The organism is Stenotrophomonas sp. 704A1, assembly GCF_030549525.1.
Taxonomy (GTDB): domain Bacteria; phylum Pseudomonadota; class Gammaproteobacteria; order Xanthomonadales; family Xanthomonadaceae; genus Stenotrophomonas; species Stenotrophomonas tuberculopleuritidis.
The window spans coordinates 2,718,175-2,743,877 of sequence record NZ_CP130831.1 but is presented as its reverse complement, the minus strand read 5'-3'; the positions used below and the strand labels follow the sequence as shown (position 1 = coordinate 2,743,877).

The 25,703-nt window shown below is 69.3% G+C and carries 20 protein-coding genes; 6 read left to right on the top strand and 14 right to left on the bottom strand.

The window, feature by feature from the left end:
- Positions 1-26 precede the first annotated feature (26 nt).
- From Q5Z10_RS12805 to Q5Z10_RS12795, 3 genes are read left to right on the top strand one after another with little or no spacing between them, the layout of a single operon-like run.
- Positions 27-1,874 (top strand): amidohydrolase, encoded by a 1,848-nt coding sequence (locus Q5Z10_RS12805; RefSeq protein WP_303639184.1) that lies wholly within the window; start codon positions 27-29, stop codon positions 1,872-1,874.
- Positions 1,853-3,136, top strand: coding sequence for an alginate export family protein (locus Q5Z10_RS12800; protein ID WP_303635810.1), 1,284 nt, complete (start codon positions 1,853-1,855; stop codon positions 3,134-3,136). Before Q5Z10_RS12805 ends, Q5Z10_RS12800 begins: the two co-directional genes overlap by 22 nt.
- Entirely contained in the window at positions 3,130-4,776 is a 1,647-nt protein-coding gene (locus tag Q5Z10_RS12795; RefSeq protein ID WP_303635809.1) for an MFS transporter, read from the top strand. The genes Q5Z10_RS12800 and Q5Z10_RS12795 overlap by 7 nt, the downstream gene beginning before the upstream one ends.
- A gap of 141 nt (positions 4,777-4,917) precedes the next feature.
- Here the strand turns inward: Q5Z10_RS12795 and Q5Z10_RS12790 are convergent, their stop codons facing one another.
- Entirely contained in the window at positions 4,918-5,742 is an 825-nt protein-coding gene (locus Q5Z10_RS12790; protein WP_303635808.1) for an alpha/beta fold hydrolase, read from the bottom strand.
- Between the two features lie 191 nt (positions 5,743-5,933).
- On the opposite strand from Q5Z10_RS12790, the gene Q5Z10_RS12785 reads away from it, so the two are divergent.
- On the top strand, positions 5,934-6,323 hold the full coding sequence (locus tag Q5Z10_RS12785; RefSeq protein ID WP_303635807.1) for a hypothetical protein: 390 nt from the start codon (positions 5,934-5,936) through the stop codon (positions 6,321-6,323).
- 55 nt (positions 6,324-6,378) lie between these two features.
- Here Q5Z10_RS12785 and Q5Z10_RS12780 read toward each other — a convergent pair whose 3' ends face one another.
- The 13 genes from Q5Z10_RS12780 to Q5Z10_RS12720 form a co-directional block, all read right to left on the bottom strand.
- On the bottom strand, positions 6,379-7,083 hold the full coding sequence (locus tag Q5Z10_RS12780) for a DUF2968 domain-containing protein (RefSeq protein WP_303635806.1): 705 nt from the start codon (positions 7,081-7,083) through the stop codon (positions 6,379-6,381).
- A gap of 100 nt (positions 7,084-7,183) precedes the next feature.
- Positions 7,184-9,334, bottom strand: coding sequence for a TadG family pilus assembly protein (locus tag Q5Z10_RS12775; protein ID WP_303635805.1), 2,151 nt, complete (start codon positions 9,332-9,334; stop codon positions 7,184-7,186).
- Positions 9,335-9,342: 8 nt separating this feature from the next.
- On the bottom strand, positions 9,343-9,795 hold the full coding sequence (locus Q5Z10_RS12770) for a DUF3613 domain-containing protein (protein ID WP_303635804.1): 453 nt from the start codon (positions 9,793-9,795) through the stop codon (positions 9,343-9,345).
- Positions 9,792-10,667 (bottom strand): tetratricopeptide repeat protein, encoded by an 876-nt coding sequence (locus Q5Z10_RS12765; protein WP_303635803.1) that lies wholly within the window; start codon positions 10,665-10,667, stop codon positions 9,792-9,794. Before Q5Z10_RS12765 ends, Q5Z10_RS12770 begins: the two co-directional genes overlap by 4 nt.
- Positions 10,668-10,672: 5 nt before the next feature.
- Positions 10,673-11,602 carry a type II secretion system F family protein gene (locus Q5Z10_RS12760; protein WP_303635802.1) on the bottom strand — a complete coding sequence of 310 codons (930 nt, stop codon included), beginning with the start codon at positions 11,600-11,602 and terminating at the stop codon, positions 10,673-10,675.
- A 28-nt stretch (positions 11,603-11,630) separates the two neighbouring features.
- Entirely contained in the window at positions 11,631-12,572 is a 942-nt protein-coding gene (locus Q5Z10_RS12755; protein ID WP_303635801.1) for a type II secretion system F family protein, read from the bottom strand.
- Between the two features lie 2 nt (positions 12,573-12,574).
- Positions 12,575-13,924 (bottom strand): TadA family conjugal transfer-associated ATPase, encoded by a 1,350-nt coding sequence (locus tag Q5Z10_RS12750; protein WP_303635800.1) that lies wholly within the window; start codon positions 13,922-13,924, stop codon positions 12,575-12,577.
- Positions 13,909-15,165, bottom strand: a complete 1,257-nt coding sequence (locus Q5Z10_RS12745) for a CpaE/TadZ family protein (RefSeq protein WP_345783965.1) — start codon at positions 15,163-15,165, stop codon at positions 13,909-13,911. Before Q5Z10_RS12745 ends, Q5Z10_RS12750 begins: the two co-directional genes overlap by 16 nt.
- 28 nt (positions 15,166-15,193) lie before the next feature.
- Positions 15,194-16,552, bottom strand: a complete 1,359-nt coding sequence (locus Q5Z10_RS12740) for a type II and III secretion system protein family protein (RefSeq protein ID WP_303635798.1) — start codon at positions 16,550-16,552, stop codon at positions 15,194-15,196.
- Between the two features lie 18 nt (positions 16,553-16,570).
- On the bottom strand, positions 16,571-17,620 hold the full coding sequence (cpaB, locus tag Q5Z10_RS12735) for a Flp pilus assembly protein CpaB (protein ID WP_303635797.1): 1,050 nt from the start codon (positions 17,618-17,620) through the stop codon (positions 16,571-16,573).
- Positions 17,621-17,643: 23 nt separating this feature from the next.
- Positions 17,644-18,117 (bottom strand): TadE/TadG family type IV pilus assembly protein, encoded by a 474-nt coding sequence (locus tag Q5Z10_RS12730; RefSeq protein WP_303635796.1) that lies wholly within the window; start codon positions 18,115-18,117, stop codon positions 17,644-17,646.
- Complete coding sequence (locus Q5Z10_RS12725) at positions 18,114-18,659, bottom strand: A24 family peptidase (RefSeq protein WP_303635795.1); 546 nt, start codon at positions 18,657-18,659, stop codon at positions 18,114-18,116. The genes Q5Z10_RS12730 and Q5Z10_RS12725 overlap by 4 nt, the downstream gene beginning before the upstream one ends.
- A gap of 102 nt (positions 18,660-18,761) precedes the next feature.
- The gene (locus Q5Z10_RS12720; RefSeq protein WP_303635794.1) at positions 18,762-18,941 is read right to left on the bottom strand and encodes a Flp family type IVb pilin; all 180 of its coding nucleotides are present in this window, start codon (positions 18,939-18,941) and stop codon (positions 18,762-18,764) included.
- A gap of 702 nt (positions 18,942-19,643) precedes the next feature.
- On the opposite strand from Q5Z10_RS12720, the gene Q5Z10_RS12715 reads away from it, so the two are divergent.
- The gene (locus Q5Z10_RS12715) at positions 19,644-20,624 is read left to right on the top strand and encodes a helix-turn-helix domain-containing protein (protein ID WP_303635793.1); all 981 of its coding nucleotides are present in this window, start codon (positions 19,644-19,646) and stop codon (positions 20,622-20,624) included.
- Between the two features lie 445 nt (positions 20,625-21,069).
- Positions 21,070-25,653: a YadA-like family protein gene (locus tag Q5Z10_RS12710; protein ID WP_303635792.1), complete on the top strand. Its 4,584-nt coding sequence runs from the start codon at positions 21,070-21,072 to the stop codon at positions 25,651-25,653.
- Positions 25,654-25,703 lie beyond the last annotated feature (50 nt).

Genomic DNA, 25,703 nt, shown 5'->3' with positions numbered 1-25,703 from the left:
TCGAATCCCCTCCCAAGGAGCGCCGCATGAACACGCTGGTCATCCGCAATGCCCGCATCACCACCCTCGATCCGCAGCTGCCGCATGCACAGGCACTGGCCGTGCGCGATGGCCGCATCCTCGCCGTCGGCAGCGATCAGGACATCATGCGCGGCTGGGGCAATGAAGCGACGATCATCGATGCACAGGGACGGCGCCTGCTGCCGGGCCTCAACGACAGCCACACCCATCTGATCCGCGGTGGCCTGAACTACAACCTGGAGCTGCGCTGGGATGGCCTGCGTTCGCTGGGCGATGCGCTGGACATGCTCAAGGCCCAGGTCGACCGTACACCGGCCCCGCAATGGGTGCGGGTGGTCGGTGGCTTCACCGCCACCCAGTTCAACGAAAAGCGCCTGCCGACCCTGCAGGAGCTCAACGAGATCGCGCCGGACACCCCCGTGTTCCTGCTGCACCTGTACGACCGCGCGCTGCTCAACCGTGCCGCGCTGCGGGCCTGCGGCTACAGCAAGGACACCCCGGATCCGCCGGGTGGCCAGATCGTGCGCGATTCGCTGGGCAATCCCACCGGCCTGCTGCTGGCCAAGCCCAATGCGCTGATCCTGTATGCCACCCTGGCCAAGGGACCGAAGCTGCCGATCGAGTACCAGGCCAATTCCACCCGGCATTTCATGCGCGAACTGAACCGGCTTGGCATCACCTCGGTGATCGACGCCGGCGGTGGCTTCCAGAACTATCCCGAGGACTACCAGGTCATCGAGCAGCTGCACCGCGACGACCAGTTGACCGTGCGCATCGCCTACAACCTGTTCACCCAGAACAAGGGCAACGAGGTCAACGACTTCCGCGGCTGGAGCGAGATGCTGCAGCCACGCCAGGGCGATGACCTGCTGCGCCACAATGGTGCCGGCGAGATGCTGGTGTTCTCCGCCGCCGATTTCGAACTGTTCAACGAGCCGCGCCCGGAACTGCCACCGGAACTGGAACCGGAACTGCACGAGGTGGTCAGGCTGCTGGTGGAGAAGCGCTGGCCGTTCCGCATCCACGCCACCTACGACGAGAGCATCACCCGCATCCTCGATGTCTACGAGCAGGTCAACCGTGAGGTGCCGTTCGATGGCCTGCACTGGTTCATCGACCACGCCGAGACCATCACCCCGCGCAACATCGAACGCATCCGCGCGCTGGGCGGCGGCATCGCGGTACAGCACCGCATGGCCTACCAGGGCGAAGCGTTCGTGGAACGGTATGGCGTGCAGGCCGCGCGCCATACCCCGCCGGTCAAGCGCATGCTGGCCGAAGGCGTGCCGGTGGGGGCGGGCACCGATGCCACCCGCGTCGCCAGCTACAACCCCTGGGTGGCACTGTCGTGGCTGGTGACCGGGCGCACCGTGGGCGGGCTGGCCCTGTATGGCGACGAGAACCTGCTGGAGCGTGAGCAGGCGCTGCGCCTGTGGACCCAGGGCAGTGCCTGGTTCTCCGGCGATGAAGCGGTGAAGGGCACGCTGAAGGCCGGCCAGCTGGCCGACTTCATCCTGCTCTCGGCCGACTTCTTCCGCGTCGACGAGGCGCAGATCGCCGACATCACCAGCGTGCTGACCGTGGTCGGGGGGCGCATTGTGCATGCCGACGGCGACTACGCCGGGCTGGCGCCGCAGCTGCCGCCGGCAATGCCGGACTGGTCGCCGGTGAACCGGTTCGGTGGCTACCACGTCGGCGGTGCCGCAACCGGACTGGCGGCGGCGCACCGGCATCACCATGGCGTGGCCTGCAGCACCCACGGTGCCCATGGCCATGCCGCACGGCATGCCGCGCCGACAGACGACCTGAGTGCCTTCTGGGGTGCGATGGGATGTTCGTGCTTCGCGTTCTGACGCTCGCGCTGCTGGCCGCGCCAACGCTGGCGCAGGCCTGCAGCGCAGGGCACTGCACGGCGTTGGGCGATGGCCAGCTGCAGTGGGAGGGGGCGCTGCGCGTGCGCGGCATGTACTACGACCCGACCCGGTTCGGCATCGGCGGCAGCGAGGACGGCTATGGCCTGCTGCGCGCGCTGGGCTCGGCCACCTATGCCGAGGACGACTGGCAGGCGAAACTGCAGCTGGGCGTGCACGGCGAGCGCGGCAAGGCCGGCGGCCCGGGCAGGACCGACCGCAGCGCGCTGGATGTGCAGCAGGCGTACTGGCGCTGGCAGCACGGCAGCTTCCATCTGCAGCTGGGCCGGCAGGAAGCGGGCTATGGCAGTTCGCGGCTGTTGTCGGTCCGCGATGGCCCCAACATCCGCCTGGCCTTCGATGGCGCGCGCGCAGGCTGGCAGGGCCGCCTCGGCGCGCTCGAGCTGATGGCGTTGCGGCCGGTGCAGAACCGGCCGGGTGCGTTCGATGACCGCGGCGAAGCCGGTGCCCACCTGTGGGGCGCCTATGCCACCACCGCGCGCGGCCAGGGCCCCGGCCAATGGGACCTGTACCTGCTGGACTATCGCCGTGAAGGCGCACGCTTCGCCGCCGGCAGCGGCATCGAGCGCCGGCAAACCCTGGGCACCCGCTGGTTCGGCCAGTCCGGTGCGCTGGACTGGAACACCGAGCTGGTGGTGCAGGGCGGCCAGCTGCGCACCGCCGGTGCCAGTCTGGACATCCGCGCATGGACCCTGGCCACCGATACCGGCTGGCGATGGAGCGAGCGGCCACTGCAGCCACGGCTGGGCCTGAAGGCCGACATCGCCAGCGGCGACGGTGACCGCCAGGACCACCGGCTCGGCACCTTCAACGCGCTGTTCCCGAAGTCCGCCTACTTCAGCGAGGCCAGCCTGCTGGCACCGGCCAACCTGATGGACGTGCAGCCGACGCTGGGGTTGCGCCTGCACGACACGCTGAGCACCGAACTCGGTGTACAGGTGGCCTGGAAGCAGCGCCGCGCCGATGCCGTCTACACCACACCGGCGCCGCTGGTGGCACTGCCCGGCAGCGCCGGCGGTGCGCGCCGGATCGGCACCCAATACAAATCCGAAACCCGCTGGCAGGTCAGTGACCGCTGGCAATGGCAGCTGCAGCTGGCCTGGATCGACGCGGGGCCTGCGCTGAAGCAGGCCGGCGGCCAGGACACGCTGTTCGCCTCACTTGTTGGAGCATGGCAATGGTGAACGCATCCGCGTCGCAGCACTCCCCGCAGGCCACCGGGGCCTGGTCGCCGCTGAAGATCGGCATGTTCCGCTCGCTGTGGCTGGCGATCCTGGCCAGCAACATCGGTACCTGGGTCAACGACGTCGCCGCCGCCTGGGTGATGGCCGAGCGTACCGGGTCACCGCTGATGGTGGCCCTGGTGCAGTCGGCCACCACCGTGCCGATCGTCCTGCTGGCGCTGGTGGCCGGCACCCTGGCCGACATCGTCGACCGCCGCAGATACCTGCTGGCCACCCAGGGCTGGATGCTGCTGGTGGCGGCAGTGATGGCCACGCTGACAGCGATGGACCTGCTGACACCGCAGCTGCTGGTGCTGCTGACCTTCTGCATGGGCTGTGGGGCAGCGATGGCGATGCCCGCACAGGCAGCGATCGTGTCCGAGCTGGTGCCGCAGCCGATGCTGGCGTCGGCGGTGGCGCTGAACTCGATCGGCATCAACATCGCCCGTTCGATCGGGCCGGCCATCGGCGGCGTGATCGTGGCCCAGCTCGGTGCGGTCTGGGCGTTCGGCTTCAACGCCATCACCTTCGCGGCGATGCTGTTCGTGGTGTGGGGCTGGAAACGCGACCCGAAGGCGTCCAGCCTGCCGCCGGAGGGCTTCGGCGCGGGGCTCAAGGCAGGCCTGCGTTATGCCAGCCGTGCCGGACGCCTGCAGGCGGTGCTGATCAAGTCGGTCGGTTTCTTCTTCTTCGCCGCGGCCATGAACGCGATGCTGCCGGTGGTGGTGCGCGGTCAGATGCACGGCGGGGCGGGGCAGTACGGCGTGCTGCTGGGCTGCATCGGCATCGGTGCAGTGGGTGGCGCGCTGCTGCTGCCGAAGCTGCGCGCGCGGCTGGACCGTGACCTGCTGGTGCTGCTGGCCACGCTGTCGCTGGCGCTGAGCCTGGTCGGGCTGGCGCTGACCCGAAGCTGGTACGTGCTGCCGCTGGTGATGCTGGTCAACGGTTTTGCCTGGATCACCGTGCTGTCGTCGCTGCAGATCGCCGCGCAGACCGCCGTCCCGGCATGGGTGCGCGCGCGTGCGCTGGCGCTGTACATCATGGTGTTCTCCGCGGGCATGGCGGCCGGCGGCCTGAGCTGGGGCGCGCTGGCACAACGCACCTCGCCGGAGCTGGCACTGCTGCTGGCGGCCGCCGGCGCGGTGGTCGGCGGGCTGCTGGTATGGCGCGTGCGCATCGCCGGCACCGAAGACCTGGACCTGCGCCCGGCCGGTCACTGGCCCGCCCCGGAACTGTCGGTGCCGGTGTCGCAGGACCGTGGCCCGGTGCTGGTCACCATCGAGTACCGCATCGATGCCGCCGACCGCGCTGCGTTCCAGGCCCAGATGCGGGCCCTGGGTGCCATCCGTCGCCGCGACGGCGCCGTGGTCTGGGGCGTGGTCGAGGATGTGGCGAGTCCGGGGATCCACCTGGAGTATTTCGTGGCGGTGTCCTGGCTGGAGCACCTGCGCCAGCACGAGCGCATCACCGCCGATGACAAGGCGATACAGGAAGTGCTGCGGGCGCTGCACCGGGGCGAACGTGCGCCGGTGGTACGGCATTTCGTAGGCGGTCACGATCCGCTGCCGTCCGCAGTGCCGCACCATCACCACGACATCTGAGGGGTAGCGCCGGGCCATGCCCGGCGGAACACGCACCGGCGGTGCGTCAGGGCACGACAGCGGATTCCGGACGGTAGCGCCGGGCCATGCCCGGCGGCTCGGTAGACATGCGGCGGCGCCATGAGGCGCCGCCGCGGCAGGTCATCGGCGAGCGAACGCCAGCAGGTCGGCGTTGAACTGGTCGGCGTGGGTCACGGTCAGGCCATGCGGAGCACCGGCGTACACCTTCAACTCGGCGTCCTTGATGATCTGCGAGGAGAGCTTGGCCGACGCATCGAACGGCACGATCTGGTCGTCATCGCCATGCACCACCAGCGCCGGCACATCGATCTTGTTCAGATCCCCGGTGTAATCCACTTCCGAGAACTCGTGGATGCAGTCGTACTGGCCCTTGACGCCGCCCAGCATGCCCTGCAGCCAGAACGAATCGCGCATGCCCTGGGTGACGCTGTTGCCTTCGCGGTTCGCACCGAAGAACGGCGTGCTGAGGTCCTTGAAGAACTGCGAGCGGTCACCGCCGGTGCCCTTGCGGATGCCATCGAACACTTCCAGCGGGGTACCCGCCGGGTTGGCGTCGGTCTTCAGCATCAGCGGCGGTACGGCGCCGACCAGGACCACCTTGGCCACGCGCGCGCTGCCATGGCGGCCGATGTAGTGCGCCACTTCGCCACCGCCGGTGGAGTGGCCGACCAGGATCGCGTCCTTCAGGTCCAGCGCCTCGATCACCGCCGCCAGGTCATCGGCGTAGGTATCCATGTTGTTGCCGTCCCAGGTCTGGCTGGAACGGCCGTGGCTGCGGCGGTCATGGGCGATCACGCGGTAGCCGTTCTGGCCCATGAACAGCATCTGCGGGTCCCAGGCATCGGACGACAGCGGCCAGCCATGGGCGAACACGACAGGCTGGCCGGTGCCCCAGTCCTTGTAGAAGATGCGGGCGCCGTCGTTGACGGTGACGAAGTTGCTCATTGCAGGTTCCTTGGCGGAAGGGAGGGAAGGCACCGGCATCGGTGGCCGGGCCTCCGGCAGTACAGCGCACGCGCCGGCGCCGGTCTTGCACGGCTGTGTCCGATTGCAGCGCGGTGTTGACGCGACCCGCTCTGGCGGCCGGTGGCACCCCTGGCGATCATGCGCGTCGGTGGCGGTGCAGGGAGTGGGGGATGTCGAAAGGGAGGTGGCACGTGGTGCCGGGCCTGCTGCTGGCGCTGCCTGCGATGGCACAGACCAATGTCTACAAGTGCAGCGAGGGCGCGCACCCGGTCTACCAGCAGACGCCCTGCCAGGGCCGCGCGGAATGGCGATGGGAGGTGCCGGCCGAGGACGCCGCGGCGCGTGCCGCGCCTTCCGCAGCGGCAGCTCCTGCACCACCACGCACGCCGCGACGGCCTGCACGCGGGCATGCGCAGGGGGCCATGATCCCGCTCGCGGCCGACCCGGCCGGCTGCGAACGCGCGCGGCGGCGGCAGGTCACGGCGCTGGCCGGCGCACGCCGGCTGGACTACCTGCAGCGGCGCCAGCTGGACGACGCGGTGCGCGCGGCCTGCCGCTGAGCGCAACGAAAAACGGCACCCGAAGGTGCCGTTGCCGGGCGCGTGCCAGACCGTCTCAGCGACCGTCGCTGGCCGCGGCCGGTACGGCCGGAGCGTCCGGCGTGGGCAGGCTCAGTTCCGGGTTGCCCTGTTCGGCCTGCAGGATCTGGATACGGCGCTGCAGCGCGTCGAGCTGGCTGTTGGTGCTCTGCACGTCGGTGCTCAGGCTCACGGCCTGCTGCTGCGCCTGCTGCAGGGCGGCACTGACCTGCGCCGACTGCGCCTGCTGCTGTTCCATTTCCTGCTGCAGGGTGCGCAGGCGTTCTTCGTTGTAGGCCACCAGGCGCTCGGTATAGCGCTTGCCGGCTTCCAGCCGGGTGGTGTCGATGTAGACCTGGGCGAGCTGCTCGGTCTGCTGCACGAAGGTGCGGTAGACACGTTCGGCGTTGTCGACCGCATCGGTCTTGATCACCCGCCAGAAATTCTTTTCCTGGAACAGGGCGACGTAGTAGGTCAGGGTGTTTGCGTTGAACAGCAGGCTGGCGCCGTAGTTGCCGTTGTAGGTGGTGCGCAGTTCGGTCAACTGCTGCGCATCCATCAGCTGCTTCAGCTCGTCGACGGTATTGCGTACCACCGGCGCCGGCCGGGCGGGCTCGGCCGGGGCAGTGCGCTCACTCCGCGCGGCCAGCGCCGACGGCGCAACCAGGATCATGGCCACGGCCAGCAGTGCTGCGCCGCGCGGATACCGGGCGAAGGCGGTGCCCCCTGAAGTTTCTCGCATGTCTAGACCGTCCACGGATGTAGTGTGGGTTGAGATGAAAAGTGGTTCCCCGCAGCGAGTCTAGCATGCGCATGGGCGCCGCCAAGCGGGGCCGGCGTGCTCAGAACACCAGCTGTGCCGAGCTGCACTGGATCGACTGCACGCTGACATCGGTACGCCCCAGTTCCAGGCCCAGCAGGCTGGCCAGGGTGTTGGTCAGCAGCGCGCCGACACTGTTGAGCACCGGCTTGAGCGCGGCCAGCACCGGGTTCAGCACCGCGCACAGCAGGCCGCTGCAGGTCACGTTGTTGCCCGGCGTGGTTACCCCGCTGCCGCCGGCGCCATCGAGGAAGCCGGCGGGGGCGGTCTGGATGTACGAGGCCAGGTTGGTGCGTACGCAGCCGTTGTAGTCGATGAGGTTGCCGAGCAGGCTGTCGCAGCGGTTGATCAGCAGGCCGCCGACCAGGGAGCCGAGCAGGCCGTCGAGCAGGCCCAGGCCTTGGCCGGTGACGGTGGTGCGGAAGCCGGTCCACACCGAGCCGTTTTCCCAGCAGGTGGTGAGGCCGATCAGGCAGGGCTTGGGCACGCCCTTGGTGACCGTCCAGTTGCCCAGCGGCGCCAGGTTGCGCGCGGGGTCGCCATCGCGCAGCAACGGAATCACCTGGTCGACGTTGTAGCGGCCGCCTGTCGGAAAGGCCGCCTGCAGGTAGCGGTCGGCCAGGGCCTTGGCAGTATCGTTGGCGGTCATGCCCTGGCTGGGCGAGCTGAGCATGCCCGACAGCACCCGCAACAGCTCGTTGACCAGGTCGGACACCGCCGTGCCGACCGCCAGCGGGTTGATCCGGGTCGACCCGGTCTGGCCCGCGGCCAGGGTGAGCGACTGGCTGCCGGTCAGCGCGGGCAGGGTGATCCGGTTGTTGATCAGCGGCTGCCCCAGCAGCTTCAGCAGCTGCTCGTTCTGCAGGGTGGCATCGCAGACATTGCTCTTGGAGAAGCGATCGGCGGCGTCGACCCTGCCCACGCAGGCGCGCAGCACCGAGGAATCCACCTGGATGGTGGCGGTAGGGGGCACGGCGCCGCACTGGATGCTGCTCAGCGTTCCCATCGCGTTGGCGACATCCACGTGCAGGGGCAGGTGCAGGCGCGTACCCAGCAGCGACAGCAGCGGCCCGATCGCGAACAGGCGATCGCTGTCGACATCCACCATCAAGCGCACCTGCGCGTTGTAGGCACGCGTGCCGACACCGCCGATGCCGATCGAGGGCGGTTCGACCACGCCGGCCTTCACCTCGATGCCGAGCAGGTTGAGGCCCTGCACGGTGACCCCGTTGCCGTCGTTGGCGATGGAGATCGCGGCGTTGACCAGGTCCAGCACGTTGATCTTCGATTCCAGCGCGCTGCCGACCGTGCCATCGGGCGAGATCACTTCGGCGAACAGGCCACCACCGCCCGAGGGGCTGCCCAGCAGGATGTTGAGCTGGTTGATGTCCAGCCGGGTGCCGACCAGATTGGACAGGGCCTGCAACTGCACCCCCACGGTGGTATCACGGCCGACCACGGTGGCGGTGGCGTTGACCAGCTGCGCCAGCGATACGCGGTTGAGCGAGAGCAGGCGGTTGAAGTCGGCGACGCTGAGGTCGGCCGTGACCGGAATGCCCAGCGCGGCCAGCAGCCCGGACGGGGTGATGCTGGCCTGGGCCAGCCCGTCGTAGGACAGCACCGTGGCATTGGTGACGTCCAGCCCGACCAGGCGCAGCGTGGTCATCAGCGGCGAGTTGCCATTGGTGCGCAGCAGCTGCGAACCCACCGCGAACACCGCCGACGGCTCCGAGCGCTTGGCCACCGCGCGCACGCGCAGCGTCGGCAGCGAACGGTTCTGGGCGAAGAACGGCAGCACGCCGCGCTCGGCCACCACCCGCACCGCGTTGCGCGGGTTGCTGGCATCCACGCTCGGACTGAAGTGGTCGACGGCGTTGCGGCCAGCGTTCCAGTTGCCGCATTCGATCTGCAGCTCCCCGCGGAACCCGTTCTGGACCAGCGCGCTCTGCCGCGCAGCACTGTTGTCGGCATTGTTGGCGGCACACAGGTCCAGCCGTTGCGCGCCGGCCAGCGCAGCCAGGTCGACCACCTTCTGCGCATCGCGCTTGGCCCAGTACAGGAAGCCGATCTCGATCAGGCCGAGCATCGCCACCAGCGCGATCATCACCAGCATCAGCGTGACCGACATGCCACCCCGCGGGCGGCTGAAGGTGATCGGGCGGGCACGGTTCATGGCGGGCCTCAGCGTCCGGTGCGCGAGCTGTTCATGGGTTTGCCGACATCGGTGTCGAAGAACTGCGGGATGTCGTACTGGAAGCTCTTCAGGTAGCGCGCGTAGCTGGCCGTGGCCTGGTCACCGAGGATCGGCAGGCGCGGGCCGGCCTGCTGGCCCGAGGCCTGCAGGCGCAGCAGGTAGCGCGTGCTGTCCCCGACCTCGGTGCGGGGCGGCGGCAACGGCGCCGGCGGCGCTGCGGCAACGCGTGACGGTTCACGCGGCGCGGCGCTGGCGGCAGCCGGCACCACATCCACGCGGGGCAGCACCTCGGCCTCCTGCGGCGACGGCGCGGTCTGGGTCGGGGCCGCCAGCATCTGGCCGGTCAACGGTGGCTGCGGCGTCTGCGCGCGTGCGCCGGTGGCCAGCAGCAGGCAGGTGGCCAGGGGCAGCAGGCGGTGGATCAGCGGCGTCGCGTTCATGGCGTGTTCCCGGTGGGGTGGTCGGAGCTGCTGAAGCGTTCCAGCATCGATGGCGGCAGCCGTGCGGGATCGCGCGGATCGGTGCCTTCGCGGCGTGCTTCGGACGCCAGCCGCGGGCCGTCGCTGGCGCTCGCCGCCGGCCGCCGGCCGGGCGGGCGCGGCGTGGCAGGGCTGGCCGCTGCCTGGCGGTGCTGCAGGCGTGCGCGGATCTGCTGGGCCTGCTGTTCCACACTGCGGCGGGTGTCGTCGCTGAAGCTGGCCTGCTGCGCCAGGCGCTCGGCGGTGGCGGTGTCGCCGCGCAGCACGGCCCACAATGCGAGATTGGCGGTTGCCTTGGCGTTGCCCGGCGACAGTTCCAGGGCTTTGGCCAGCGGCTCGCGTGCCTGTTCGAAGCGGCCGGCCCGCAGCCGCGCGTAGCCCAGGTCGCCCAGGTAATCGGTGTTCAGGGGCTGCAGCTGGGTGGCCCGCGCCAGCGCCTGCTCGCTGCCGTCGTCGTCATCGCGCAGCGCCGCGATCAGGCCCAGGCCATGCGCGGCCGCCGCCGCCTGCGGGCCATTGGCAAGTTCGCGGTACAACGCCAGCGCGGCGTCGGTCTGCCCGGTCTGCCGCAACGCATCGGCCTGCAGCAGGCGCAACGCGGGTGAATCGCCGTAGCGCTGACGGAACGCGTCCACGTGCGCCAGCGAGGCGTACCACGCGTCCTGCTGCTGCATGCGCTGGATCAGCTCCAGGTAGGCATTGCGGCTGTCCTGCGGCGCCGGCGTCGGCTCGGCCAGGCTCGGCGCCCGCAGGTAGGTGGGCGAGGTCGAACGGCAACCGGCCGTGGCGATGAGCACGGTGATCAGCAGGCAGGCGGGGCGCAGGACAGGCATGACGGTCATCCCATTTTCGACAAGGTTGTAGCCAGCGCGACCAGGGCAGGTCCGGCCAGCACCAGCATCAATGCAGGCAGCAGGGTCAGCATCATCACCACGGTCATCTTCACCGAGAGCTTGCCGACCTTTTCCTTCAGCGCGTTGCGGCGCTGCTCGCGCAGGCGGATGCTGAACTGGCGCAGCGGCTCCTGCACGGCACCGCCGTGTGCATGGACCTGCAGGATGAGCTGCACAAGGCTGGACAGATCGTCGTCGCCGTAGACATCGCTGAGGCGGCGCAGTGACTGCGCGCGGGTGCGGCCGTGGGTGTAGGCCACGTTCGCCTCCTGGATCTCCCGGCCCAGCACCGGCAGTGCATCGCGCAGCTTGTCGCCCAGCGTCTGCAGGCTCTGGTCCATGCTGAAGCCCACGCCCTGCAGCAGGCGCAGCAGGTCGATCAGCAGCGGGAGTTCGTTGTTCACCGCGCGGCGGCGGCGCTTGACCCAGGCGCTCAGTGCGAACTTGGGCAGCAGCAGGCCGGCGGCCAGTGCGCCCACCACCACCATGATCCGTGACAGTCCGGTGGCGTCGCTGATCGCCAGGGTGACGATCAGCACCAGCACCGCCAGCAGCAGGCGCAGGCCCAGGTAGATGGCGGTGCCGCGCCGCGTGTTCCAGCCGGCCAGGTCCAGCAGCAGGCGATCCTCGCCGGCCAGCAGCGCCGCTTCCAGGCGGCCGCCGCTGAGGCCGCGGCCGAGTCGTTCCAGCCAGCCCAGCGAGTCCTTGCGCGCTTCGGTGCCAACATCGTCGTTGTCGCGCGGGCGCAGCGCCGATTTCAGCGTTGCCGCGCTGCGGTCTTCGCGATGGCTGCGCACCCAGCCGCCCAGCCCGAGCAGGCCCAGGCCGGCAGCCAGCAGCAGCAGCGCGGCCATGAACCAGGCGCCGGCGTTCATCGCACACCTCGCGGGAGCGGGGTAGGGGTCATAGCGACTTGGCCAGGCGATACAGCAGGAAGCCACCGACCAGCTCCAGCCCCAGTGCGATCAGCAGGATCCGGTGGCCGAGCGGATCGTGCAGCACCGGCTGGAAGAATTCCGGGCTGGAAATGGCCATCAGCACCGCACAGGCCGGCGGCAGCAGGCCCAGCACCCAGGCCGACATGCGGGTTTCCGAGGTGGTGGCAGCCAGTTCCTGCTGGGCCTGTTCCAGGTCGCGCATGAAATCGCCCATGCGCTGCAGGATCTGATCGGCACGGCCACCGATGCGCACGCTCACACCCATCACCACGGCCAGTACCTTGAGCACATCCATGCGATAGGGCTGCGCGGCCAGGTTGAGCGCACGGTCCAGGTCCATGCCGCCGCGGGCATAGCGCACGGTGGTGTCGAGCAGGCCGCGCAATGGCGCATTGGTCTGCATGGACGCAACCTGGAAGGCCGCCTGCAGGCTGTTGCCCAGCGCGGTCAGGCGCACCAGGTTGTCGAGGAAATCCGGCAGCTGGTGCAGCAGCTGCGCCTGCAGGCGGGTCGTGCGGCGCATCAGCCACAGCCAGCAGCCCAGCAGGTACAGCAGCAGGGTCAGCGGAAACATCCAGCCGGTGCCCAGCCGCCACATGCCGAACAGGGACAGCGCGACGCCGGGCAGCACCATCAGCAACGGCAGCTTCCAGCCGGTGGCCAGGCCGGCGCGTTGCAGCAGCCCGTCCCAGGGCAGCACGCGGCGCCCGCTGGCCGGCAGCGGCGGCGGCAGGCGGGCCGCGTCGGCGGCGGTGGCCGCGCCGGTACCGCGGGCCAGCTGCTGCTCGGCATGCTGCAGCGAGGCCTGGCGCTGTTCATGGCTGCTGGCCGTGCCCCACAGCCAGACCGCCAGCGCCAGCAGCACCGACACGATGCTCAACACTCCCAGCAGCAGGCCGGTACCCATGCTCAGAAGTCCCCGTACAGCGATTCGCGGAGCAGCTGCCGGAACGGTTCCAGCTTGTGCGAATGCGGCTGGAAGCCCAGCCCGATCCAGCGGTCGACCTCCTTGCCGTTGCCATCGATCTGGACTTCGTGACGGAACATCTCCTGGGTGGTGATCAGGTTGTCGCTGACTCCGGTGATTTCGGTGATCGACACCAGCACGCGACGCCCGCTGCCCAGGCGCGAGATCTGCACGATGAAATCAATCGCGCTGGCGATCTGCCGGCGCAGGCTGTCTTCGCTGCCCTGGAAACCGGCGAAGCCGGCCAGCATCTCGATGCGGTACAGGCAGTCACGCGGCGAGTTGGCATGGATGGTGGCCATCGAGCCGTCGTGGCCGGTGTTCATCGCCTGCAGCATTTCCAGCACCTCGGCGCCACGGACCTCGCCGACCACGATGCGGTCCGGACGCATGCGCAGGCTGTTGCGCACCAGGTCGCGGATGCTGACCGCACCTTGCCCCTCGGCGCCACCGATGCGGCTTTCCAGCCGCACCACATGCGGATGGTTCAGCGACAGCTCGGCGGTGTCTTCCACCGTGATCACGCGCTCGTTCGGCGGCACGTAGCTGGCCAATGCATTGAGCAGCGAGGTCTTGCCCGAGCTGGTGCCACCGGACACCAGGATGTTGCAGCGGCCCAGCACCATCGCCTTCAGCAGCGCCTGCATCGGTGCATCGAAGGTGCCCTTGGCCAGCAGCTCGTCGGGGGTGAACGGATCCTTGCGGAACTTGCGGATGGAGACCATCGGGCCGTCCACCGCCAGCGGCGAGATGATCGCGTTGAGGCGGCCGCCGTTGGGCAGGCGCGCGTCGACCATCGGGTTGGAATCGTCCAGGCGGCGGCCGAGCGGGGCCAGGATGCGGCGCAGGATGCGCATCAGATGGGTGTCATCGGTGAAGCGCTGCGGCGCGCGCTTCAGCTGCCCGCCCTGTGAGACATGCACATCCTTGAAGCCATTGATGAGGATGTCTTCGATGGTGGGATCGTGCAGCAGGTCATCGAGCGGACCGAATCCGGTCAGCTCCTTGACCAGCCCTTCGGCCACCACCTGCATTTCTTCCTCGTTGATGGGAATGCGCCATTCCTGGATGAAGCTCACCGTCTGCACCTCCACCCAGCGTGCGATGGTGTCCGGGGCCCAGGAGTCGATGTCGATGCGCTCGTCTTCGATGCTGTTGAGCAGGTGCTCGTGCGCGGCCGACAGGACCTTCTGGTACTGCTCGGTCTGCGCGAACGGCAACGTGCCCGGTGCATTCTCCGGCGCCAGGTTGCGGCCGACAACGTGCGGAAACGGAGTCACTTTGTCTTCCATTGCGATCCACCCAGGGCAAGGGCAAGTCTTTCCCGCAGGCCGTGCGCCTGGACCGGGCACGCAGCCGGATCCAGGCGTTGCACCAGCGGGGCGAGGGCACGCAGGTACGGGTCGCGCGGTGCATCCTGCAGCAGCAGATGGCCTTGGCTGGCGGCGCTGCGCACGCGCGGACGTTCGGGCAGGGTGGCCAGCAGCGGCAGTTCGAAGCGGCGTGCGATCTGCTCCGGGCTCATGCCACTGCTGTCGTCATGGCGGTTGATCAGCAGCTGCAGCCGCTTCTCGCGATCGCGCTGGCCGGCGAGGTGCTTCAATGCATGATCGAGCGACACCAGGGTCGCGATCGACGCGTCGGCGACCAGCCAGATCTCGTCGGCCTGGTCCAGCAGCAGCGGCGGCACTTGCCGCAGCGGGCAGCCACCGGCATCGCACAGCACGCTGGCGAACACCCCGCGCAGGCGTTGCAGCAGGGCGCCCGGATCAGAGGGCGGCAACGCGTCGCTGCCACTGGCGCGGTCCAGCAGCACCAGGCCACTGGCGTGCCGGGCCATCGCGGTGCGCGCCAGCGTGGCATCGATGCGGCTGGCGTTGCGCAGCGCATCCTCGTAATGGAAGCGGCTGTCCAGGTTGAGGTACAGCGCCAGATCGCCGGCAGGCTGCGCCAACTCCATCAGCAGGCCGTCCTGTACGGCGGCCTCGCCCTGGGCCAGGGTGCGGGTCTGCTGCGCCAGTACCGACAGGTGGGCCGCGAGGGTGCTGGTGCCGACGCCGGCGCGGACCCCGAGCAGCACGATCAGGCGTGCCTTGTGCACCTGCTGCGCGCTGGCAGCAGGGCGCGGCGACAGCGCGCGGCGCAGCGCCGCCTCGATGCCGGTGTTGTCGCTGTCCAGATCCAGCACGTCACGCAGGCCGGCGCGCAGCGCCATCACCACGCCCTCGACCTGACCGGTGCTGGTGGCGCCCACTGCGACCAGGGTCAGCTCCGGCTGGGTCTGCTGCAGCTGCTGCGCCAGCACCGTGGAGGCCGACGCATGTTCGGGCCGGAAGTCGAGCAGGACCAGATTCTGCGGGCCGCGCTGAAGGTCCTGCGCCGAGGTCGGCTCGCCGCTGTCCTGCCAGTGCAGCACCGTGGCCGGCGGCAGCTTCGCCGCCAGGCGCGGCAGCAGTTCACGGTCGATACCGTACAGGACCAGGTTCATCGGCGGTCCTTGCGGGTGCAGTGGCAGGGCGGTGGCGTAGGGCATGGGCGTGGTACCGGAAGCATCGTGTGGGTCAGCGCGAGAAACCAGGCACCGGATCGCGGCTGACCGGGCCCAGCAGCCATGCACCCCATTCGGGCAGGTGCGGTTTGGATTCGCGATCACCGGGCAGCGGCAGTTCGGTGTTGCGGGCCAGCGGTTGCACCAGCCGCGGTGTAACGATGATCACCAGTTCCTTGTCCTGGCGCTTGTAGTCGAAGTTGCGGAAGAACGAGCCGATGATCGGCAGGTCGCCCAGCAGCGGAATCTTGTTGACGGTGGAGGCCACGCTGGAGCTGACCAGGCCGCCGATGACGAAGCTCTCGCCATCGCCCAGTTCCACGGTGGTGTCGGCGCGGCGGGTGGTGATGGAGGGGATCTGCACGCCGTTCAGCGCGATGGCGTTGGTGTAGTCCAGATCGCTGGCCTCCGGCGCGACCTTCAGCGCGATGCGGCCAGGCGCCAGCACGGTCGGGGTCACCGTCAGGCCGATGCCGAACGGCTTGTAGGTGACGGTGGTGGTGCCCAGGCCCTGCGGCTCCAGGATCGGCAGCTCGCCACCGGCCAGGAAGCTGGCGCTCTGCCCGGACAAGGCCACCAGCGTCGGCTCGGCCAGCACGCGCGCCATGCCGTTGGCCTGCAGCAGGTCGACGTCGGCGTTCCACAGGCCCTTGCGCGAGCCGAACACCAGGCGGAATGCCGAGGAGATCGGCGATTCGGTCTCGTTGCTGGAATTGCCTTCCTGCATGCCGGGCAGGATGCCGGTGTTGCCCGGCAGGATGCCGCCGGGGCGGGCGATGCCATAGGCGAAGTCGCCGTTGCGGTTCTGGAAGCTGATGCCGATCTGCTTCAGCGCGGTCTTGTTGAACTCGACCACCTTGACCTCGACCTGCACCACGCCGCCACTGGCAACGGTGGACGCATCGGCCAGGCTGCCGTCCTTGCCCAGCGCCATCACCGCGGTCTTCTGTTCCTGCATGTGCGCCAGCACGCTGTCACTGCTGCCCTGCAGGAGACCCTGCTGGTCCTGCTGGGTGAACACCAGGCCGGTGCCGCCGGCATCGGCCGCGCCCTGCACCGCACTCTGCACCCGCACCTGCACGCGTTGCGGCTCGGCCTGCCGGCGGTGCCACAGCAGCAGGGTGGTGGTGCCGGGCGCCTTGCCCACCAGCAGCGCCTGGCGCTGGCCGCGCAGCATCACGATGTCGGCCACGCCGGGGTCGGCGATGGCGACCCGCTCCAGGTCGGCCGGCAGGGTCCAGGGGCGCTGCTCACGGGTCTGCAGCAGCAGGTCGTCAGCGGCCACACTCGCGCCAGGGGCCAGCAGCACCAGCAGCAGGGCCAGCCAGCGCTGGCGGACAGTGGGGCGGAGGCGGGAACGAGGTTCAGTCATGGACGCTCTCGATACGGGTCAAAGGGAGCCACGGGGGGCCGCGTTGTCACCGCGGATGATCTCGATGCCGGCGGGGCGCGGTGCGGTCCGGCGCGGTGCCGCCGCACGCGCCGGCGCCTCGCTGCGGGCGGTCGCTGTGCTGCCGCGGTGGCCGGCCAGCGCGTCGCCGTCGATACCGGCATAGGCATGGTTCTCCGGGCGTTCCAGCGCCTTCTGCTGTTCGCTGTCCAGTCCGCGCAGCGGGTCCAGGACGCCGCGTGCCTGCGGGAACAGCGCCAGGTCCGGCAGGCCGGTATCGGCGGGATTGCGCAGGGCCAGGAACAGCTTGCCCTGCTGCGCGCCCAACAGCAGGCGGTTGGCGTCGGCGACCGGCACCGCCAGCACCGCAGTGCGTGCCGGCTGGGTGGCGTCGCCGCCGCTGCGGCTCCCGCCAGCGGCGCCCGCACTGCCGGTGATGTCTGCCGCGCGTGCATCGCTGCGCGGTTCGGTGGCCGCCTCGCTCCCGGCCGGGCCGGGCGCTGCGGCAATATCCTGCTGGCCGTAGCTGAGCACGCGCAGGCGCGACAGCAGCAGGCGGGTCTGCGCGACGTCCGGCTGGCCATTGAAGCTGTTGGGGGCACTGCGCAGGTTGAGGAACACGTCGACGAAATCGCCCGGCAGGATCCGGTTGCCGGCGGCCACCAGCTCGTCGACCGGTACCGCCAGCGCACGCTCACCCGGCCGCAGCTGCAGCGAGAACCCCTGGGCGAGCAGGCTGGCGCCGATCGCGCTGCCCTCGCTGATGTCCTGCACCGGCACCTTGCCGACCACGGCGGCCAGCTCGGCGGCGGCGCCGGGGACTTCGGCGGTGCGCCGCGCCAGCCGCACGCCATTGGCGCTGATCGGCTCACCGGCTGGCAGGCGGGCGACCGCTTCGACAACACTGAAGGTCTGCGCATCGGCCTGCACCACGGTCGACGGCGTGTCGGCCGACGCGGCGGGCTTGCGACCGATCACCAGGGCGACCACAGCCAGCAGGACAGCCAGTGCGATCAGGGCGATGGCGGCGATGCGGGTCAACTTGAGCATGAAACCGTCTCCTGTAGCGATCGTCAGTTGCTGCCGAGGTCCAGCTGGGCGACCGCGACGCTGCGGATGGGGCCCTGCATCACCCAGCCATAGAGCGTGGCGGTGCCGGGAAGAAAGGGATTCCGTGCGTAGTCGTAGCTGACCGTCACGGTCATGCACTGCACCGTGGCCAGGCCGGCGCAGGGGGCCTGCGGCGACACCACGATGGCGCCGCTGCCGCCGCTGCTGCAGTCCGGGTTCTGCCCGGAAAACTCCAGCAGCCACTGCATGGAGCGGCGTGCGGCCAGGCAGGCAGCGGTGCGTCGCTCGCCCGCGCCGGCGTACCGCAGCGACGCCCGCGCACCTTCGGCCGAGGCGGTGGCCAGGGTCTGCTGTGCAGCCATGATCAGCACACCGGAGAAGGTGAACAGCAACAGGGGGACCAGGCCAAGCAGCAGCATCAGCGCGAATTCGATGCTGGCGACACCGGTCTGGCGGCGTCGGGTGGATGTGTTCATGCCACACCTCCGTAGGTGGTGGCGACGACCCAGCCCATCGCGGCAAGCGCGAGATAGGCGGCGTAGGGGATGCCCTGCCGTCCCTGGCGCGCAGCCTGCAGCTCGCGTACGGCGGGGTGCGATTGCCACTGCGTGCTGGCACGGCTGACCTGCAGCTGCAGGCGCAGCGGCAGGTGCGCGCGCAGCTGCCGGCCGATCAGCACCGCCACCGCATGTGCTCCGGCCGCCAGGCTGGCCAGCACCCACACCGGCAGCAATGCCTGCCACCCCAGCAGCAGGCCCAGCACGGCGAAGAACTTCACATCGCCGGCGCCCATCCAGCGCAGCGCATAGAACGGCAGCAGCGCCACCAGCCCGATCACCGCGCCGAGCACGTGCGCGGTCCAGTCCGGGCCGGCTGCGCTGAACTGGGCGACCACGATCAGCGGCGCACCGATCGCGCACGCGGCCAGCAGCCAGGCGTTGGGCACCCGACGGGCATACAGGTCGCTGATCGCGATCCGCAGGCACAGCCCGATGGCCAACAATCCCAGCAGTGTCATCGCACACGCTCTCCGTCCTTCACTGGACCCATGCTGCAGCGCTGTCCCGGCGCGGCCACCGCGGTCGCCGCTGCGACCGCCGGTGGAACCTGCGCAGCGCACTCAGGTGGTCGCTTCGGTCGCGATCGCCGACAGACGGGTGAACAGCGTGGTGAAGAACTCGGTGATCTGGGTTCTGCCCACGGCGATCAGGATGCCGGCGATCACGGCGGCCAGCAGCCCGTATTCGAGCGCGGTAACGCCATCTTCTTCTTTCAGGAACCTGCGGATCGATGCGTTCATGACGGTTGTCTCCCTCTACCTGTCAGTTGCTGCGGTACACCTGCGTGGCCGGTCGCCCGGCTCCGCCGGGACCGTCCCTGGGCCCCCTCCTTCCTGGAAGGGGAGGTGCGGCGGACCTTCCGCCACACTCAAACAGGGTGATCGTTCCCGGGCAGGGCAGCAGCCGCGCAGCTGCGACCGCGCGGCACCCGGCCGGTGGTCGAAGCAGTTTGTGGTGCGCGCCTGGTCATGCTGGTTCCCCCGGGTGTCGCCGCTTTCCACGCGGCCGGATCACCGTGATATCGACTTTGCCTGAATGGCGGTTCCCTGCAACCGGAACCTATATGCAAATTCGGCAGATTCGTTTTATTCCTGAAAGTTTCAGGCCGGTTCTGTGACGTAAATCCATTCCTCCGCAAAACGATTCATTGTCGTGCAGATAATGTGAGTGCGCGCCACGCGCATGCGAAAAGCGTGCCATTGTCCACGGGTTTGTCCGGGACATTGCTTCACGCGGCGGATAATGCCGGCGCGTTGAAACGCCCTGTTTACGGCTGCCGATTATCGGGCATACTCGCATTCAAGGTTTTGCACTTTCAGGCATGGTCGCGCGCACTCGGCAGCGGCCATCGCAGCAACGGACGATGCTCTTGGAAACGGCGTACGCCCTGTCAGGCAGTGGGGGCGGGGCCGTGCAGCAGACCAACGGGGGACGACACTGTCATGGTCGATGGTGGGGTGGAAGGCGGCGGCGACAGCGATCTCAGGTCGATCGACCTGGCGACACTGAGCGGCGTGCTTCGCGTGTGCGATGTGGAACTGTTGCTGCTTGACGGCAATGGTCCGCGTGCCGCGTTCGCGTCACGCGTGCATGAGGAAGCGCTGTTCTGCAGCATCAGCTGTGGTTTCCATTGTCGTGGCCGCTTCATGCTGCCGCCGGACTGGGCCATGCTCGGTTACCTGCACACCACCGACGATGCCCTGAGCTGGTGCCACGGCGTGCCGCTGACCCCGGGCATGGCGTTGACGGTGATGCCCGAGGGCATCAGTGAGTTCACCCTGAGCCCCGGCACCCAGATGACCCTGATGCTGGTGCCGGTGGCACGTGTGCAGCGCAAACTGACCGAACTGAGCCTGCGCAATACGCCGCCGGCCGGGCAGGCGCTGTCGCTGTTCAATCTGAGCAGCGAGGCGGTGCCGCTGGCCCGCCATTATCAGCAGCTTCACGTGCAGCTGGGGCAGGGCAGTGGCCTGCCACCGGAAGAGACCGAGCACCTGCTGCACGAACATATCCAGGCGCTGCTGGGCGCGGGCCCGGCGGACCGGCCCGGCTGCAGCCGGGCGCGGCGTACGCATTACCTGATTGCCCAGCGCGCCGAGAATTTCATGCGCCTCAACCTGCGCCGCAACATCTACATGAATGAGATCTGCGACGCCGCCGGGGTCAGCGAACGCGGTCTGCGCTATGCCTTCGAGGATCTGTTCGGGACCTCGCCGAACCGTTATCTGTCAATGCTGCGGCTGTGTGCAGCGTGCCGCAGCCTGTCGATGGCCGATTCCAGCCGGCGCTCGGTCAAGGCGATCGCGCTGAGCTGCGGGCTGTGGGACCTGTCGCGCTTCGCGGACAATTACCGGAAGGTATTCGGCGAACTGCCGCGGGATACCCTGATGCGGGCGCCGGCGCAGCTCGGGCAGCCGGCCTGAGGGGTAGCGGCCGGGCGTTCGGGCGCAGGCAAAGCGCCCTTACCCTGAAACTGCCCCGGCAACCGGACCCACCCCGCGTTCGACCGTTTTCAGCGCGCTTTATCGGATGAAGCGCCGGCCATGCCCGGCGGCTGGAAAGTCGGATCACGGATTTCGATTTAGATCGAAATAATCACCTGGAATCAAAGATCGATCCTGTCGACATAACCAGGGCGGCGGTTGCGCTGGCGTCTGCCTGGCCTCGGCGGTGCCGGAGGCAGCCCGGCCAGCGCTCCTGCCGGTTTTGCATATTCGGCTGCCGAATCCGGCCGTGGATTTGCCGGAATGCGCGATTGCCCTGCCGGAATGAAGTGCTCGGCCCTCGTTGAAAGGCGCGAAATGTCAGTCACCTGCCTCACGGCAAGTCCACTGACACTCAAGTTGTTCGCCTACGGGGGAAATGCTCATGAACCGCATCTACCGGCGTGTATGGAACCGCCAGCTCAATGCTCTGGTCGTGGCTTCGGAACTGGCCACCGGCGATAGCGGTGGCACCGCACCGCGCGATCCGCGCACCGCGCTGCTGATGCCCAGCACCCTGGCCCTGGCACTGCTGTGCATCCTGGCCAGCGGCGCGGCATCGGCAACCGAATCGAACCAGTCGCTGCGCGACCTGCAGGCGCTGGCAGCGAAGTACACCCAGCCGATGCCGGTGAAGGTCGACGCCGAAGTGGCGCTGGCCGCAGCCGCGCGGCAGGCACAGGCCAGCCCGGCAATCAACGCCGATGCGCGGGTCGGCCTGCAGCTGAGCACAACCGCGTTGCCCGTCGTGCGCGATGTGCTGCCGGCCACGGTCCAGGTGAGGCTGGGCGCCGGCACCTCGCCGCAGCAGGTGGCGGCGCCCACGCTGGCCGCCGATGTCCAAGCCCGCCTCGGTGCCGGCAGCAGCGCTGCCCGGATCGACGCCGGGCTTGCCGCCAAGGTCGCGCCGACCGCACCGGCGCCGCTGGCGCTGGCGGCCGATGCACAGGCCAAGGCCAACGTCGGCCTCGCCGGTACGCCGGTGGCCTCGGTCGATACCGGCACCGCCGTGGCGGCTGCCGTCACCCGTGCACCGGCCGGCCCGCTGTCGGGATTGAAGGCCGCCGTCGATGCCAAGGCCGACGCCCACCTGGCCGTGGCCGGGCATCCCATCGAGGGGCAGGGCCAGGCCTCGGCGACTGCAGCGGTGGTGTTGCCGGCCAAGGAAGAGGTCCCCGGCGAGACCGATGATCGCGCGATCAGCGCCGCGTTCGATGCCGGCGTGGCCGGCAAGGTACGCGTGCAGGGACCGGACGGGCAGGAGGTGGTGGCCGATCGCAACCTGAAGCTGGCAGGTACCGCCACGGTCGGGGCACAGACCAGCGCACTGGGGCTGGGGGGCCTGTTGAACGGCGTCGGCACCGCGTTGAATGGCGTGGGCAGCGCGGTGGGCAGCCTGCTCGACGGCGATCTCAACGGCACCGTCGGCAACCTGGGCGGTGCGGTGGGTGGCCTGGTCGGCAGCACCCTGGGCGGGCTGGGGCTGACCAAGCCCTCGGCGATCCCGCCGACCAGCCCGAAGGCGCCGGCGGCAGCAGATCCGAATGCCGGCCTGCTGATCGGCACCGGTGGCCTGGTGGGCGGTGTCGGCCAGCTGATCGGGCCGACCACCGCGAGCCTGTTCGGCGGTGACGGCTATCTGTCCAATGGCAACCTGAAGCTCAGCACCGCCAACGTCATGCAGACCTACTCCACGGTCAACGTGCTGGGCCTGCCGGTGGTCAACGCCACTCCGGTGGGGACCACGCTCAATGGCCTGGGCGGTGCGGTCACCGGTGGCAGCTCGCACCTGACCCTGATCGGTGGCGTCACCTCCGACAGCTACATCTACAACATCAACAACGGCAACCCGGGCGGCCTGCTCGGCCTGCTGCTGCCGCAGGATTCCCCGGCGTGGGCCGCCAAGTGCCTGGACATCGCACTGGCCGACATCTCCTGCTGGGCGGTCAATGCCGCGCAGGACTACCAGGTACTGATGGGCGATGGCGCCTATGCCAACGGTTCCAAGGAAGTGGTGATCGGCGCCAACGCCCGCCACGAGCTGCCGAAGGTCGATGCCAACGTGGCGTTCCCGGGCGCCGGTGCCAACGATCCCAGCGATCCGACCGGCGTCCCCACTGCGGACTATGCCGCGCGCATGGGGCATTCGGTGGTGGTCGGTGACAGTGCCAGCGGTACCGCCAATGGCCAGACCCTGCTGGGTGCGGAAAGCACCTCCAACCAGGCCAACTCGGTGGCACTGGGCTATCGTTCCGCCGCACTGCGCGGGGCCCAGGCCAGCTACAGCGCGTATGGCCTGACCGCGCCACAGGTGTCGGCCGGTGAAGTGTCGGTGGGCACCGCCGGCGGCGGCGAGCGCCAGATCACCAACCTGGCCGCCGGCAGCGCCAACACCGATGCGGTCAACGTGGCCCAGCTGAAGGGCGCGATCAGCCAGATCGATGCGGTCGGTGCTGCTGCGGTCACCTACGACCTGGACGGTGCGGGCGATCCCGACTACCGCCGGGTCACCCTCGGCAATGGCACCGGCACCACCACCATCGGCAACCTGGCCGGCGGCGCGGTGACGGCCACCAGCAGCGAAGCGGTCAACGGCAGCCAGCTGTTCTCCAGCAACACCGCGATGGCGCAGTTCTTCGGGGGCCGCGCCGCGTTCGATCCGCTCACCAGCACCTTCACCGCTCCGCTGTTCGAGATCAGCACCATCTCCACCGGCGGCGCCGTGGCACAGGGCCTGTACGACAACGTCACCGACGCCTTCGATGCGGTGGATGGCTCGCTGGTCAACCTCAATACGCAGATCACCGACATCCGCAACGGCGGCACCAAGTACCTGCGGGTGAACTCGACCGGCGCCGAAGCCATCGCCAGCGGCACCGAATCGATCGCTGTCGGCGCCGGCGCCAGTGCCAGCGCCGCCAACAGCATTGCCGTGGGTGCCGGCAGCGTGGCCGACCGGGCCAACAGCGTATCCATCGGTGCCGTCGGTGCCGAGCGCCAGGTCACCAACGTCGCCGCCGCCACCGCCGCCACCGACGCGGTCAACCTGGGCCAGCTGCAGGCCTCCGAACAGGGCGCGCTGCGCTACGACCTCAACGGCGACGGCAGCGTCAACTACGCCAGTGCCACCCTAGGCCAGAGCGGTACCGCCACCACCCTGCGCAATCTCGGTCCGGGCCAGATCAGCGCCGCCAGCAGCGAGGCGATCAACGGCGCGCAGCTGTTCGCCGCCAACCAGACCGTGGCCACCCACCTGGGCGGTGGCGCGGCGGTCGACGCCGCGGGTGTGGTCACCGCGCCGACCTACACGCTCAACAACATCGCCGCCAACGGTACCGTCAGCCAGGGCAGCTACAACGACGTGGGCACCGCTTTCGATGCGGTCAGCACCTCGCTGGCCAATGTCGCCGACCAGACCGACGAGCTGGACGCGCGCGCCGTGAAGTACGACGTGGACGGGAGTGGCAACGTGGTCGATACGGTAACGCTGAGTGGCACCGGCGGCGCGCCGGTGAAGGTGACCAACGTGGCCGCCGGCAGCATCCTGGCCGGCAGCAGCGATGCCATCACCGGGGACCAGCTGTTCAGCACCAACAGCAGCGTGTCCACCTACTTCGGTGGCACCACCAGCTTCGACGGTGGCAGCAACCAGTGGACGGCGCCGACCTTCAACATCTCCAGCATCGCCACCGACGGCAGCATCACCGCCAACGACTACAGCAATGTCACCGCCGCGTTCACTGCGGTGGATGGCTCGCTGAGGATCCTCAACCAGCGCATCACCAACGGCGGCGGTGGCAGTGCCTACCTGGCAGTGAACTCGACGGCGGCCGCCGCCAGTGCTGCCGGTGCCGAAGCGGTCGCGGTCGGCCCCCAGGCCAGCGCTGCCGGTGCCAATGGTGTCGCCCTGGGCAACGGTGCCAGTGCCAGTGCCGACAACAGCGTCGCGCTGGGTGCCGGTTCGGTGGCCAGCGTCGGTGCACAGAGCGGCTACACCGGCGCCTACGGGCAGGCCGGCGCCAGCAACTCGGTGGGCGAAGTGGCGGTCGGCAGCAGTGGCAGTGAGCGCAAGATCACCCATGTCGCCGACGGTTCCGATGACCATGACGCCACCAATGTCGGCCAGCTGAAGAACGGCGTGAACTACGCCATCGACCAGTCCAAGGCCTACACCGACCAGAAGATCCAGAACATCACCAACGTGGCCGGCAGCTTCCGCGCCAACAACAGCAACAACCTGGCCGATCCGGCGGCGACCGGGGCCAACTCGGCCGCCGGTGGTGCCGGCGCCACCGCCGCCGGTGCCAACGCCACCGCGCTGGGCAACGGCTCGCAGGCGCAGGCCGACAATTCGGTGGCGCTGGGGGCCGGCTCGGTCGCCAACCGGGCCAACACGGTGTCGGTCGGTGCCGCCGGGGCCGAACGCCAGGTGGTCAACGTGGCCGACGGTTCGCAGGCCACCGACGCGGTCAACGTGCGCCAGCTGCAGGCCTCGCAGCAGGGCACGATCCGCTACGACACCACCACCAACGGCGCCACCAACTACAACAGCGTCACCCTGGGCAGCACCGGCAGTGGCCCGACCACGGTCCGCAACGTGGCCGCCGGCACCGCCGGGACCGACGCGGTCAACGTCGACCAGCTGAAGTCGGGCATGGCGCAGACGCTGGACTGGTCCAAGGCCTACACCGACGAACGCATGGGCGGCTTCGAGCGCGACCTGCGCAAGACCGACAACCGCGCCTCGGCAGGTATCGCGTCGGCGATGGCGACCGCCGCGCTGCCGCAGCCCAGCGAGGCCGGCCGCAGCATGGCCTCGATCGCGGCCGGCAGCTACAACGGCGAATCCGGCGTGGCGCTGGGCATCTCGGGCGTCTCCGAGGGCGGACGCTGGATCTACAAGTTCAGTGGTTCCACCAACAGCCGTGGCGAGGCCGGTGTGGCCGTCGGCGCCGGCATCCAGTGGTGATCGCCCGCGCCGGGTCGCAACCGCGGCCCGGCGCCGAGGGCAACGTCTAC

What these genes read in the sequence shown, in the direction of transcription:
- Q5Z10_RS12775 (WP_303635805.1), bottom strand. Translation starts at nt 9,334, where the DNA reads ATGAACCGTGCCCGCCCGATCACCTTCAGCCGCCCGCGGGGTGGCATG.
- Q5Z10_RS12730 (WP_303635796.1), bottom strand. Translation starts at nt 18,117, where the DNA reads ATGAACACATCCACCCGACGCCGCCAGACCGGTGTCGCCAGCATCGAA.
- Q5Z10_RS12740 (WP_303635798.1), bottom strand. Translation starts at nt 16,552, where the DNA reads ATGACTGAACCTCGTTCCCGCCTCCGCCCCACTGTCCGCCAGCGCTGG.
- Q5Z10_RS12755 (WP_303635801.1), bottom strand. Translation starts at nt 12,572, where the DNA reads ATGGGTACCGGCCTGCTGCTGGGAGTGTTGAGCATCGTGTCGGTGCTG.
- Q5Z10_RS12770 (WP_303635804.1), bottom strand. Translation starts at nt 9,795, where the DNA reads ATGAACGCGACGCCGCTGATCCACCGCCTGCTGCCCCTGGCCACCTGC.
- Q5Z10_RS12780 (WP_303635806.1), bottom strand. Translation starts at nt 7,083, where the DNA reads ATGCGAGAAACTTCAGGGGGCACCGCCTTCGCCCGGTATCCGCGCGGC.
- cpaB (WP_303635797.1), bottom strand. Translation starts at nt 17,620, where the DNA reads ATGCTCAAGTTGACCCGCATCGCCGCCATCGCCCTGATCGCACTGGCT.
- Q5Z10_RS12800 (WP_303635810.1), top strand. Translation starts at nt 1,853, where the DNA reads ATGTTCGTGCTTCGCGTTCTGACGCTCGCGCTGCTGGCCGCGCCAACG.
- Q5Z10_RS12790 (WP_303635808.1), bottom strand. Translation starts at nt 5,742, where the DNA reads ATGAGCAACTTCGTCACCGTCAACGACGGCGCCCGCATCTTCTACAAG.
- Q5Z10_RS12765 (WP_303635803.1), bottom strand. Translation starts at nt 10,667, where the DNA reads ATGCCTGTCCTGCGCCCCGCCTGCCTGCTGATCACCGTGCTCATCGCC.
- Q5Z10_RS12795 (WP_303635809.1), top strand. Translation starts at nt 3,130, where the DNA reads ATGGTGAACGCATCCGCGTCGCAGCACTCCCCGCAGGCCACCGGGGCC.
- Q5Z10_RS12785 (WP_303635807.1), top strand. Translation starts at nt 5,934, where the DNA reads ATGTCGAAAGGGAGGTGGCACGTGGTGCCGGGCCTGCTGCTGGCGCTG.
- Q5Z10_RS12745 (WP_345783965.1), bottom strand. Translation starts at nt 15,165, where the DNA reads ATGCCCTACGCCACCGCCCTGCCACTGCACCCGCAAGGACCGCCGATG.
- Q5Z10_RS12715 (WP_303635793.1), top strand. Translation starts at nt 19,644, where the DNA reads ATGGTCGATGGTGGGGTGGAAGGCGGCGGCGACAGCGATCTCAGGTCG.
- Q5Z10_RS12760 (WP_303635802.1), bottom strand. Translation starts at nt 11,602, where the DNA reads ATGAACGCCGGCGCCTGGTTCATGGCCGCGCTGCTGCTGCTGGCTGCC.
- Q5Z10_RS12805 (WP_303639184.1), top strand. Translation starts at nt 27, where the DNA reads ATGAACACGCTGGTCATCCGCAATGCCCGCATCACCACCCTCGATCCG.
- Q5Z10_RS12725 (WP_303635795.1), bottom strand. Translation starts at nt 18,659, where the DNA reads ATGACACTGCTGGGATTGTTGGCCATCGGGCTGTGCCTGCGGATCGCG.
- Q5Z10_RS12750 (WP_303635800.1), bottom strand. Translation starts at nt 13,924, where the DNA reads ATGGAAGACAAAGTGACTCCGTTTCCGCACGTTGTCGGCCGCAACCTG.
- Q5Z10_RS12710 (WP_303635792.1), top strand. Translation starts at nt 21,070, where the DNA reads ATGAACCGCATCTACCGGCGTGTATGGAACCGCCAGCTCAATGCTCTG.
- Q5Z10_RS12720 (WP_303635794.1), bottom strand. Translation starts at nt 18,941, where the DNA reads ATGAACGCATCGATCCGCAGGTTCCTGAAAGAAGAAGATGGCGTTACC.